The organism is Achromobacter spanius (assembly GCF_029637605.1).
GTDB lineage: Bacteria > Pseudomonadota > Gammaproteobacteria > Burkholderiales > Burkholderiaceae_B > Achromobacter > Achromobacter spanius_E.
The window spans coordinates 154,248-166,350 of record NZ_CP121261.1; the positions used below are offsets into that span (position 1 = coordinate 154,248).

The window sequence follows — 12,103 nt, forward strand, 5'->3', positions numbered from 1 at the left end:
CTTAACTCCCGCGTCCAACGCGTCCTTGACGCAGTGCCTCGACAACCTGCTCCTTGGGACCGTCCGCCACAATATGGCCGTTGTCGATCACGATCAGGCGATCGACCAGGTCCAGCAGAGCGGTGCGGTGCGTCACCAGCAAAATGGTCTTGGTGGCGCTGGCTTCGCCAAGGCGCTTGCGCAATTGGGCTTCGCTCTGGTGATCCATATTGCTGCTGGGTTCGTCCAGCAGCAGGATCGGCGGGTCGTTGATCAACGCGCGTGCCACCGCCACGGATTGGCGCTGGCCGCCCGACAGCGATTCGCCGCGTTCGCCGATCACCATGTCAAACCCGTTGGGGTGCAGGTTGGCAAAGTCGGTAACGCCGGCCAGGTTGGCGGCCGCCAGGATGCTGGCATCGTCGGCATAGGGCGCGCCCATGGCCAGGTTGTGCTTCAGGCTGCCGTAGAACAGCGTCGGATCTTGTGGCACGTGGCCAATGGCGCGGCGCACGTCGGCCGGGTCGATCTGGCGCACGTCCACCCCGTCCAGCAGCACGGCGCCTTCGGTGGGCTGATACAACGCCAGCGCCAGCTTTTCCAGCGTGGTCTTGCCAGAACCGATGCGGCCGATGATGCCGACCTTTTCGCCAGGTTTGAGCTTGAACGACACCTTTTTCAGCACCGGCTGGGTGCTGCCGGGATAGGCGAAGGTCACGTCGCGGAATTCCAGGCCGCCGTGAAAGACGGGGCGATGCAGGAACTCGGATTCGGCCGGGCGCTCGATCGGCAGCTTCATGTAGTTGTCGATGGAACCCAGCGACGTGCGCGCGTTCTGGTACTGCATCAGCAGCCCGGCAACCTGGCCCAGCGGCGCCAGGCAGCGGCTGGCGATCATGGATGCGGCGATGATGCCGCCCATGGACATGGCGGATTCCTGCGCTTGGTAGACGCCGATGATCACAACGGCGATCGACACCATTTGCTGGACGGCCTGCACAAAGCCCACCGTGGACGACGAAATCAGCTTGAGCTTGCCGCTGGTCTGCGCGATGAATTCGGTGGAGCGTTCCCAATTGCGCTGGACGGAGCCCTGCGCGTTCAGCGTTTTCACGGCCTCCAGGCCGGTCAGCGCTTCCACCAGCGTCGCGTTGCGCTGCGAACTGGCCTGGAAGCTGGCCATGGTCAGCGCCTCCATGCGGGCTTGCGCGGCAAAAGACACCAGCAGAATCAAGACGATGGCGACCAGCGGCGGCAGGATCATCCAGGGTGAGATCCAGGCCAGCGCGGCCAGGAACAGCAGGATGAAGGGCAGATCGACCAGCGTGGTGATCGTGGCGGATGCGATGAAGTCGCGGATGGACTCGAACGAACGCAGGTTGGCCGCGAAAGACCCCACCGACACCGGGCGGCCCTCCAGGCGCAGGTCCAGCACGCGTTCCATGATTTGCGCGGACAGACGCACGTCGACCCGCTTGCTGGCGCTGTCCACGACGTGCGAGCGCGCCGTCGACAAGACCATGTTGAAAATGACCACCAGCGTAATGCCGATAGCCAGCACCCACAGCGTTTCAACCGCGTTGTTGGGCACCACGCGGTCGTACACGTTCATCGTGAACAAGGGCATGGCCATGGCGAAGATATTGATCAGCAGCGCGGCGACCAGGGCGTCGCGGTACAGGCGCCGGTTCTCCATGATGGCGGCCCAGAACCAATGGCGCTCGCGCACTTTGGCGACTTCGGGCGCGCGGGCGTCGAAGCGAAACTGCGGACGTACAAAGCACACCAGGCCGGTGTATTGCGCGGCCAGGGCTTCGGGCGTCATCTCGACCGAGCTGCCGCCCAGCTCGGGGTGGCTGACCAGGTACTTGCCGCCTTCTTTCTTCAGCAGCAGGCAGGCGCGCTCGCCTTGCAGCAGCAGGATGGCAGGCAAGAGGTCTTGGGAAATGCTGTCCAGCGTGCGCTTGACCACGCGGGCGGAAAGTTGCGCGCGCGCCGCGGCGCGCGGAAGCAGGGCAGGGGTCAGGCGGTGTTCTTCCAACGGCAGGCCGGAAGACAAGGCCTGGGCTGTGGCCGTCACGCCATGCAGGCGTGTGATTTCAACCAGGCAGTCCAGCAGCGGGTCATCGTGCGCCGCGCGAGCGTCGGTGCGCCATTCCCGAGCCGCCGATTCAGATAACTTGTCCATCTTCGTCATCCAGGAGGTCGAGGTGTTCCGAGAGGCGCGCGCGTTGCTGCTTGCGCTGTGAAAGCTTTTGCTGTGCCTGAACAGGCAGGTCCGTCATGCGCAAGGTGCCATTGGCGATCAAGGCGTCGATCAAGTCTTCCAGAACGCGGACAAAGTCCGCGTCCAACTGCGAAAATTCGTTGCCCTGGGGCGTCATATGGCCTCCTTGCGTCCTGCCGCCATTACGGTTTGGCGTTGGGAGCGTTCAGCGGCACGAGCGTGGGCGGCAGCGTGCCTTCGTTGTATTGAACGCGCACCGGAGCCAGGCGGGCAGAGTCGGGAACCGTCGAATTGCAAAGCTTGATCACTTCGTCGGTTACCTCCAGCTTGCCGTTTTCCTCGGGCATCTCGTTGCGCGCGGGTTGCAGCGCCAGGGCGGGCAGCAACGTGTGCGACAGCGCCAGCCAGCGATACTGCGCAAGCTTGAGGTCATACAAGCCGTTGGTCAATGCGCGGCGTGACTCAAACAGCTCGTTTTCCGTGTCCAGCAAGTCCAGCAGCGAACGCTGGCCAATCTGGAACTGTTGGCGATACGCATCACGTACCTTGGTGGTGGCCACTTCGTGGTCACGCAGGAACGGCAGCTTCTCGCTCAGGCTGGTGATGTTGTTCCAGGCCACGGCCAGATCTTGCTGCACGTTGCGGCAGGTGTAGTCGCGGATGTCGCGCGCGGCGTAGGACTGCGCGGCCGTCTGGCGCACGCGAGCCGAGTCAGCACCGCCGCGGTACAGGTTGTAGCTCATCACGACCTGCACACTGGAGCTTTGGATGTCGCGGTTTTCGGGCGTGGGGTCATTCTGGTCACGGCCCGAGGACGCCACGAATTCAAACTTGGGCGAAAAAGCGCCCTTGGACGACGCGACGCCCGCTTGCGCGGCCTGCAGCCCGGCCTGCTTGGACAGGAAGCTGGGGTTGCGGCGCAGCGAGTCATTGAAATTTCCCGGCTTGACGGGCAGCTTGGCGGCGACGTCGGGCGGCGGTTGCATGGCTTCAGGCGGGAAGGCGCCGGTCACGCGCTGGAAGCGCTGTTGCACGTCCAGCAAATTTGCGGTCTCGGTCATCAGGTTTGTCTGAGCCAGGGACAAGCGACCACCCGCCTGTTCCAGGTCGACCCGGCGGCCAACGCCCGATTCCGTCCGCTCGCTGATTTGCTTCAGCGTTTCTTCGTGCAGCGAATAATTCTGGCGCGCCAACAGTTCCATGTCGCGGTAGCGTTGCAGGTCGATGTAGGCCTGCACCGCTGCAAACGCCGTGCTGTCGCTGGTGGCCAGCACGTCATAGAAGCGCGCCAGCTTGTCGAAACCGGCCTGCTTGACGTCGTTGCTGGTGCGGAAGCCGTCAAAAATCAATTGGCGCAGTTCAACGTTGTAGCCAGGACGGCTCCAGCGCTGCGAACCCACGTCGGGCACGTTGCTGCGATATTCCCTGCCCACGTAGCCCAGTGCGTTGATCTGCGGGAAGAACGCCGCGCGAGCAACCGACTGGCCTTCCAAAGACGCCTGGAAGTCGTGGTACTTGGCCTGAATTTCGGGATTGCTGAGCAGGGTCTGCTCCACAATCTGATTCAGCGTCACTGCGGGGGCACTGGCGGAAGGCACAGCGGCCGGGGCAACAGGCGCGGAAGTTTGGGCAAATGCAGCGGGAACAAAGGCCAGGGCAAAAATCGTAGTCGTGCGTTTGAGCAAAAACGAAGCCATAGTGATTATTCGCGGGTCAGGTTGGAATGAATGGCCGCCATGTTGTATGCAAATGTCAAAATGAACTAGTCAAGATTTGTTAAGTCTTGGTAATCCATAAACACGAACAAAGAACGGTCCATAACTTATCGTCGCGCAACATCACCTAATTTGACTGAATTTGCACGAACTTCGCAGGCTGTTTATTCCTTCGATTTTATTAATACGGTTTATTACGTATTATGTCGAAAGCTGTGTGTCCTGAGTGAAACGGGATTATATCGACTTGATAATTGTGTATCCATTTTATTTACATCTATTGTGTGGTGGATTAACTTCAGTTTCACCCAAACGGACGAGGCCGCGCCTAGCTGAAGGGCGGAGCAACGGCACATCATGGTAGTGGTGGTACTAGTATGTATCGTGCGCTTGTACTAGGTTTGGGGCGTGGGCATAATTCATCCATGCCGCAGTGGCCGGCGCGGGAGCGATTTGCTTTTCAACCGCGTGAGGCTCAAGCCGGATTGTCTATTTGCAGAGCGCATCCATGGCCCAAACCCTTTACGACAAACTCTGGGACGCCCACATCGTCCACCAGGAATCAGACGGCACCTGTCTGCTCTATATCGATCGCCACCTGGTGCATGAAGTCACCAGCCCCCAGGCGTTCGAAGGCCTGGCGATCGCCGGGCGCAAGCCGTGGCGCACGGGCGCCAATCTGGCAGTGGCGGACCACAATGTGCCGACGCTGAATCGCGCCCAAGGTATTGACGACCCCATCTCGCGCCTGCAAGTGGATACGCTGGACGCGAACTGCGATAAGTACGGCATTACCGAATTCCGCATGAATGACCTGCGCCAGGGCATCGTGCACGTGATCGGACCCGAGCAAGGCGCAACGCTGCCTGGCATGACTGTCGTCTGTGGCGATTCGCATACCAGCACGCACGGCGCGCTGGGCGCCTTGGCGTTCGGGATTGGCACGTCCGAGGTCGAGCACGTGCTGGCGACCCAGACGCTGCTTATGAAGAAAGCCAAGAGCATGCTGATCAAGGTCGACGGCGACTTGCCCTTCGGCTGTACGGCCAAGGACGTGGTCCTGCACATCATCGGCATCATCGGCACGGCGGGCGGCACCGGCCACGCCATTGAATTTGCCGGCAGCACGATCCGCGCGCTGTCCGTGGAAGGGCGCATGACGGTGTGCAACATGGCCATCGAAGCCGGCGCGCGTTCGGGCATGGTCGCGGTGGACGACAAGACCGTTGAGTATTTCCGTGGACGCCCCTTCGCGCCCTCGGGCGTGGTCTGGGACCAGGCGGTCAAGTACTGGCGCACCCTGCACACCGATGACGGCGCCAAGTTCGACACGGTGGTGGAAGTGAACGCACGCGACATCAAGCCGCAAGTTACCTGGGGCACCTCGCCTGAAATGGTGCTGCCGGTGGATTCCCGTGTGCCGGACCCCGACCGCGAAAAAGACGACGTGCGCCGCAGCGGCATGGAGCGCGCCTTGCAATACATGGGCTTGAAGCCCAACACGCCCTTGACCGACATTCGCGTTGACCGCGTGTTCATCGGTTCGTGCACCAACTCGCGTATTGAAGACCTGCGCGCGGCGGCTGCCGTGGCGCGTGGCAAGCGTGTGGCGTCCAACGTGCGCCAGGCGATGGTTGTGCCGGGTTCCGGCCTGGTCAAGCAGCAGGCCGAACGCGAAGGCCTGGACAAGATCTTCATCGAAGCCGGTTTTGAATGGCGCGAACCGGGCTGCTCGATGTGCCTGGCCATGAACGCCGACCGCCTCGAACCCGGCGAGCGCTGTGCCTCCACGTCGAACCGTAACTTCGAAGGCCGGCAAGGGCAGGGCGGGCGTACCCACCTGGTCAGCCCCGCCATGGCCGCCGCCGCCGCCGTGGCCGGCCATTTCGTCGACGTCCGCACGTTCCGTTAAGCGATCACGCACCGAGTACCGACATCATGCAAGCATTTACCACTCACGAAGGCCTGGTGGCTCCGCTCGACCGCGAAAACGTCGACACGGACCTCATCATCCCCAAGCAGTTTCTCAAGTCGATCCAGCGCACGGGTTTTGGCCCGAACCTGTTTGACGAGCTGCGCTATCTGGACCACGGCGAGCCCGGCATGGACAACAGCAAGCGTCCGCTGAATCCGGACTTTGTGTTGAACCAGCCGCGCTATCAGGGCGCGTCCATCCTGTTGGCGCGCAAGAATTTCGGCTGCGGCTCCAGCCGCGAGCACGCGCCCTGGGCGCTGACGCAGTTCGGTTTTCGCGCCATCATCGCGCCGTCGTATGCCGACATCTTCTTCAACAACAGCTTCAAGAACGGCCTGCTGCCGATCGTGCTGTCTGAATTGGAAGTCGCCCGCCTGTTCGACGAAGTCAAAGCCTTCCCGAACTACAAGCTGCAAATCGACCTGGACCGCCAGGTGGTGATTGCCGCGGACGGCCGCGCCATGGGTTTCGACATCGAACCTTTCCGCAAGTACTGCTTGCTGAACGGCTTTGACGATATTGGCCTGACGCTTCGCCATTCCGACAAGATCCGTGCCTTCGAGGCCGAGCGCCTGGCCCGCCACCCGTGGCTGGAAAGCCGTCCCATCGCCTGAACCCATTCTGACCACAGGATCGCATTTAAATGACCCACAACATCGCAGTCTTGCCGGGTGACGGCATCGGACCGGAAATCGTCGAGCAGGCCGTGCGCGTGCTCAAGGCGCTGGACGTTTCCTTCGACATCAAACAAGCTCCCGTGGGCGGCGCCGCGTTCGACCAGTTCGAACATCCGCTGCCGCCGGCCACGCTGAACCTGGCCAAGGAATCGCATGCCGTGCTGTTTGGCGCCGTGGGCGACTGGAAGTACGACAGCCTGCCGCGCGAATTCCGCCCGGAACAGGCCATTCTGGGCTTGCGCAAGGCGCTGGGCCTGTTCGCCAACCTGCGTCCCGCCATCTTGTATCCCGAGCTGGCCAGTGCGTCGTCGCTGAAGCCCGAGATCGTGTCCGGCCTGGATATCCTGATCATCCGCGAACTGACCGGCGACATCTATTTCGGTTCGCCGCGCGGCGTGCGTTCGTCGCCCGATGGCGTATTCGCGGGCGAACGCGAAGGCTACGACACCATGCGCTACGCGGAATCCGAAGTGCGCCGCATTGCGCGCATCGGCTTCGAATCGGCCCAAAAACGCAACAAGAAGCTGTGCAGCGTGGACAAGGCCAACGTCCTGGAAACCTCGCAATTCTGGCGCGACATCGTCATCGAAGTGGCGCGCGAGTACCCGGACGTCGAGCTGTCGCACATGTATGTCGACAACGCCGCGATGCAGTTGGTGCGCAACCCGCGCCAGTTTGACGTGATCGTCACCGGCAACCTGTTCGGCGACATCCTGTCGGACGAAGCGGCCATGCTCACGGGTTCGATCGGCATGCTGCCGTCGGCATCGCTGAATGCGGGCGGCCAGGGCCTGTACGAGCCCAGCCACGGTTCGGCGCCGGACATCGCCGGCCAAGGCATTGCCAACCCCCTGGCGACGATCCTGTCGGCCGCCATGCTGTTGCGCTATTCGCTGAACCTGGCTCCGCAAGCCGACCGCATTGAAGCCGCCGTGCGCCGTGTGCTGGCCGATGGCCTGCGCACCGCCGACATCTTCGAGCCGGGCACGACGAAAGTCAGCACGGCAGGCATGGGCGACGCGGTACTGAAAGCCCTGGCCTGAATAGCTGGCAAGGGGTAGCGCCCCTGCGGCGCGAGCCCCGGTTTTTGAAAGGCCGCCTGCGTAGCGGCCCTTTTTTTGGCCGTGTTGCGACGGCGCCGCGAAAGGGGTTTTCGATGATTTCGTCCCCATTTTTTTCTAGCTGCACCGCAACATCCCTCCGTGCATTCTGATAAATTGTTGGATTGCACGCCTTTTTCACCTGGACCTTGTCTCCACCTTTATAGAGCGATTGAAATGAATCAAGCAGTAGGCCTTATCGGCTGGCGCGGAATGGTCGGCTCGGTGCTCATGCAACGCATGCGCGACGAAAACGACTTCGCACTGATCGAACCGGTGTTTTTTTCCACCAGCAATGCTGGCGGCGCCGCGCCCACTTGGGCTGAAGGCGCGGGCCCCTTGCAAAATGCCTACGACATTGACGCTCTGAAAAAACTGCCGATCATCGTGACGGCGCAAGGCGGCGACTACACGTCCGAGGTCTACCCGAAGCTGCGCGGCGCGGGCTGGAACGGCATCTGGATCGATGCGGCCAGCACCCTGCGCATGGCCGATGACGCCATCATCGTGCTGGATCCGGTCAACCGTCCGGTCATCGACGCGGCGCTCAAGCGCGGCGTGCGCAACTTCATCGGCGGCAACTGCACGGTCAGCTGCATGTTGATGGGCCTGGCCGGCTTGTTCAACAACGACCTGGTGGAATGGATGAGCTCCATGACGTACCAGGCGGCTTCAGGCGGTGGCGCGCAGCACATGCGCGAACTGCTGACCCAGTTCGGCGAGATCAATCAGGCGGTCAAGCCCCTGCTGGACGACCCCGCGTCGGCCATCCTGGAGATCGACCGTGGCGTGCTGGCCAAGCAGAAAGATGCGTCGCTGCCTCACGAACACTTTGGCGTGCCGCTCGGCGGCAACCTGATTCCCTGGATCGACAAGGACCTGGGCGACGGGATGTCGAAGGAAGAGTGGAAGGCCGAAGTCGAAACCAACAAGATCCTGGGCCGCGGCGCTGCTTTCGGTACGCCCGCCACGCCGATCGACGGCTTGTGCGTGCGCATCGGCGCCATGCGTTGCCACAGCCAGGCGCTGACCATCAAGCTCAAGCGCGATGTGCCGCTGGACGAGATCGAAGCGTTGATCGCGCAAGGCACGCAGTGGGCCAAGGTGGTGCCCAACACCAAGGAAGCCACCGTTTCCGCACTGACCCCGGTGGCCGTCACCGGCACGCTGGATATCCCGGTTGGCCGTCTGCGCAAGCTCTCGATGGGCTCGCAGTACCTGGGGGCTTTCACGGTGGGCGATCAACTGCTGTGGGGCGCCGCCGAACCGCTGCGCCGCATGCTGCGCATCGCGCTGGCTGAAGCTTGATACCCGCCGCGGGCGCCTGGCAAAGGCGCCTGCTTGGTCGTCAGGACAAGCAGGGGCACCTTCGGGTGCCCTTGATGTTTGCGCAATCGTAGTGAGGGTGTGGTGGATGTGCCCGAGAGCCAACGCCTACGCGCCTTTCAGGTTTGTGAAATGGGCATCATCCATTACACTTTTCCCGTGAATTGAGGCCTGTTCCCGCCTATCTGCCGCGAGACCAGCGCTAGCCCGTAATTCGACTACAAGAACGGAATTCCAGCTTATGACCCAGCGTTCGCGCCATGTGAAGCATGCCCGCCGTTTGAAAGCCCTTCAATGGGCAATCGCTTTGGCGATAGGGTCAAGCATGTGCAGTTCGGCGCTGGCCATGCGGGTCGGGCATTCCCGCGTGGTGTCGGTGCCGGGTGCGCCGTTGCAGGCGGTCGTGGGGTTGCAGGAACTGACGCCTGATGAAGTGTCTTCCCTGAAGGTGTCGGTGGCTGACGAAGCCGCTTGGCAACGCGCCGGCTTGAAGCCGCCAGTGCCGTTGGCCAGCATGGTGGTCCGCGTTGAAGATGGCATGGACAGCACGCGCAAGAATCTTCGCGTCCGGGGCACGCAGCCTCCTGCAAGCGGCGCGGTCGACCTGTTGTTGGACATCAGTTCAAGTTCCGGGCAGCGCCAGGTCCAGGTCAGCATTCTGGTGCCCCTGCGGGGCACCGGTGCCGATGTGACGCCGGCAGCGGTGGGCGGCACGGCGCGCGCGACGGCGGCTACCGTGAATGTGAGGCGTGGCGATCACCTGTTCGCGATCGCGCAACGCAACGCGGTGCCGAACGCCTCGGTCTATCAGATGCTGGTGGCCTTGTGGCGCGCCAATCCCGAAGCGTTCATTCAGAACAATATGAATCTGGTCCGCGCCGGCCAGACCTTGAAGATCCCCGATGCGGCAACGGTCAGGGCGATCGATCCGGCCGAAGCTCGCCGTATCTTCAACGAGCATGCCGAGGCGTTTGCCAGGTATCGCGGTCGAATAGGCGCGGCTGCCAGCGCGAACCCGTCGGTGGTGAAGGGACAGGATGGGGCGTCGGGTACCGTGGCGCAACCGGACGACACCGGCGTGGCCAGCGCCGCGCCGCCACAAGACCGAGTGCGCCTGTCCACGGGGCTGGCAACGGACAGCCCCGCCGCGCAAGCCGATGCGCAGGCAGACGCCAGGACATCGAATGAACGCGCGATGAAGGACGTCGAAGGGCGCGTGAGTCAACTGCAAAGCAATGTCGATGAATTGAATAAAGCCGTGGCGCAACAGGGGGCCGCGGGAACGGGCGGCACGGGAGCGGCGGGTCAGCCGGGGGCAGCGGGTCTTCCTGGCGCAGCAGGCGCACCGGGAGCAGCAGGCGTGCCGGGCGCATCGGGCACGCCGGGCGCAGCAGGCACATCGGGTGCAGCAGGCACACCGGGTGCAGCAGGCACACCGGGCGCAGCAGGCACATCGGGTGCAGCAGGCACACCGGGCGCAGCAGGCACATCGGGTGCAGCAGGCACATCGGGTGCAGCAGGCACATCGGGTGCAGCAGGTACATCGGGTGCAGCAGGCACATCGGGTGCAGCAGGTACATCGGGAGCAGCAGGCACATCCGGTGCAGCAGGCACATCGGGTGCAGCAGGCACATCGGGTGCAGCAGGCACATCGGGTACAGCAGGCGCACCGGGCGCAGCAGGCGCACCGGGCGCAGCAGGCGCATCCGGCGCAGCAGGCGCACCGGGCGCGGCAGGCACACCGGGTGCGACAGGTACATCAGGCGCAGCAGGTACATCAGGCGCAGCAGGCACATCAGGCGCAGCAGGCACATCAGGCGCAGCAGGCACATCAGGTGCAGCAGGTACCTCGGGCGCAGCAGGTGCCTCGGGTGCAGCAGGCACACCGGGCGCAGCAGGCACTCCGGGTGCCGCAGGAACTTCCAGCGCTGCGGGCGCATCCAGCATGGATGGCAGCACGCCCGGCGCGGCCGACACCGACAACGCGGCAGGCGGCGCTTCCGCCAACAATACAAAGGACGTAACAACAAGCATGCCCAGTTGGCTGGCTGACAACCTTCTCGTCATCGTTACCGCCTTGCTGGCGCTGATCGCATTTGTCATTGCATGGCTGCTGCGCCGAGCCGGCGCGCGTCGCGATGACGACGACGAGGACACCTACGCTTATAACGAGCCGGCGCTGGACACGGCAGCGCTGAACCGCAAGCTCGATACGATCAATCTCGACCTGGATGAACCACCCACGGACGAACCGCGCCGAGTCAGCGGTCCTCGGGTTTGAACGATGTCTAGAGTTGCATTGGGGCTGGCGTATGACGGCTCCGCTTGGCAGGGTTGGCAGACACAGCCGCATCGGCAGACGGTGCAGGACACGCTGGAGTCTGCGTTGGCAAGATTCTGTGGGGTGAAGCAAGCCGTGCCCACCATATGCGCCGGCCGCACCGATACCGGCGTGCATGGCGCGATGCAGGTGGTCCATCTGGACACCGCGTTGGACCGGCGCATGGAGTCCTGGGTGCGAGGCGTCAATGCCTTTCTACCGCCCAGCGTGTCTGTGCAATGGGCGCAAGAAGTGTCAGACGAGTTTCATGCGCGTTTCTCCGCCCGCGCCCGCACCTATGTGTACCTGTTGTGGCGTGGCCGCGTGCGGCCAGCCCTGTGGGCAGGGCGGGCGGGCTGGTGTTTTCAACCGCTGGACGTGGACGCCATGCGCGCCGCGGCGCAGGCCTTGGTAGGCGAGCACGACTTTTCCAGCTTTCGCTCTTCGCAGTGCCAGGCCAAGCACCCGGTGCGGCACATGCACCGGCTTGAGATCGCGGAGCGCGGGCCCTTTCTGGTCTTCACGTTGAAGGCCAATGCATTCCTGCATCACATGGTGCGCAACATCATGGGCGCACTGCTGCAGGTGGGGCAGGGCAGGGAATCGGTAGAGTGGATGGCACAGTTGCTGTCCTGGCGCGATCGCACGCAAGGCGCGCCCACCTTTTCGCCGGACGGCCTGTACCTGTCCGCGATTGAATATCCGGCGGAGTTCGGCTTGAAGGAGCTTGATGGCGGCGCTCTGTTGTTGTCGCCATTCACGCAATCGCATTAATAGGACGCTG

General features: G+C 63.0%; 11 protein-coding genes and 1 pseudogene. 7 read left to right on the top strand and 5 right to left on the bottom strand.

Translation table 11 applies throughout. The features are described 5' to 3' along the window. Position 1: 1 nt before the first annotated feature. The 3 genes from P8T11_RS00625 to P8T11_RS00635 are packed head-to-tail and all read right to left on the bottom strand — an operon-like array spanning position 2 to position 3,903. The gene (locus P8T11_RS00625; RefSeq protein ID WP_418910258.1) at positions 2-2,167 is read right to left on the bottom strand and encodes a type I secretion system permease/ATPase; all 2,166 of its coding nucleotides are present in this window, start codon (positions 2,165-2,167) and stop codon (positions 2-4) included. After that, positions 2,151-2,363 carry a hypothetical protein gene (locus tag P8T11_RS00630; RefSeq protein ID WP_169274367.1) on the bottom strand — a complete coding sequence of 71 codons (213 nt, stop codon included), beginning with the start codon at positions 2,361-2,363 and terminating at the stop codon, positions 2,151-2,153. The genes P8T11_RS00625 and P8T11_RS00630 overlap by 17 nt, the downstream gene beginning before the upstream one ends. Positions 2,364-2,388: 25 nt before the next feature. Then, positions 2,389-3,903 carry a TolC family outer membrane protein gene (locus P8T11_RS00635; protein ID WP_326494507.1) on the bottom strand — a complete coding sequence of 505 codons (1,515 nt, stop codon included), beginning with the start codon at positions 3,901-3,903 and terminating at the stop codon, positions 2,389-2,391. Positions 3,904-4,429: 526 nt separating this feature from the next. Here P8T11_RS00635 and leuC point away from each other — a divergent pair. The 4 genes from leuC (at position 4,430) to asd (ending at position 8,981) form a co-directional block, all read left to right on the top strand. After that, the gene (gene leuC / locus P8T11_RS00640; protein WP_268078794.1) at positions 4,430-5,833 is read left to right on the top strand and encodes a 3-isopropylmalate dehydratase large subunit; all 1,404 of its coding nucleotides are present in this window, start codon (positions 4,430-4,432) and stop codon (positions 5,831-5,833) included. Positions 5,834-5,859: 26 nt separating this feature from the next. Beyond that, positions 5,860-6,510: a 3-isopropylmalate dehydratase small subunit gene (gene leuD, locus P8T11_RS00645; protein ID WP_050448627.1), complete on the top strand. Its 651-nt coding sequence runs from the start codon at positions 5,860-5,862 to the stop codon at positions 6,508-6,510. 29 nt (positions 6,511-6,539) lie between these two features. Beyond that, positions 6,540-7,616: a 3-isopropylmalate dehydrogenase gene (leuB, locus tag P8T11_RS00650; protein ID WP_268078793.1), complete on the top strand. Its 1,077-nt coding sequence runs from the start codon at positions 6,540-6,542 to the stop codon at positions 7,614-7,616. Positions 7,617-7,850: 234 nt separating this feature from the next. After that, the gene (gene asd, locus P8T11_RS00655; RefSeq protein ID WP_268078792.1) at positions 7,851-8,981 is read left to right on the top strand and encodes an aspartate-semialdehyde dehydrogenase; all 1,131 of its coding nucleotides are present in this window, start codon (positions 7,851-7,853) and stop codon (positions 8,979-8,981) included. A gap of 309 nt (positions 8,982-9,290) precedes the next feature. Here the strand turns inward: asd and P8T11_RS00660 are convergent, their stop codons facing one another. Then, entirely contained in the window at positions 9,291-9,539 is a 249-nt protein-coding gene (locus tag P8T11_RS00660; protein ID WP_268082519.1) for a hypothetical protein, read from the bottom strand. Between the two features lie 271 nt (positions 9,540-9,810). On the opposite strand from P8T11_RS00660, the pseudogene P8T11_RS29170 reads away from it, so the two are divergent. Continuing rightward, positions 9,811-9,909: pseudogene (locus P8T11_RS29170) on the top strand (FimV/HubP family polar landmark protein); the annotation flags it as partial. Between the two features lie 40 nt (positions 9,910-9,949). Here P8T11_RS29170 and P8T11_RS29175 read toward each other — a convergent pair. Next, a complete protein-coding gene (locus tag P8T11_RS29175; protein ID WP_431521709.1) occupies positions 9,950-10,939 on the bottom strand; it encodes a hypothetical protein in 990 nt (329 codons plus the stop codon). A 5-nt stretch (positions 10,940-10,944) separates the two neighbouring features. On the opposite strand from P8T11_RS29175, the gene P8T11_RS29180 reads away from it, so the two are divergent. Next, positions 10,945-11,280, top strand: a complete 336-nt coding sequence (locus P8T11_RS29180) for a hypothetical protein (protein ID WP_431521710.1) — start codon at positions 10,945-10,947, stop codon at positions 11,278-11,280. A 3-nt stretch (positions 11,281-11,283) separates the two neighbouring features. Beyond that, a complete protein-coding gene (gene truA / locus P8T11_RS00670; RefSeq protein ID WP_268078791.1) occupies positions 11,284-12,093 on the top strand; it encodes a tRNA pseudouridine(38-40) synthase TruA in 810 nt (269 codons plus the stop codon). Positions 12,094-12,103 lie beyond the last annotated feature (10 nt).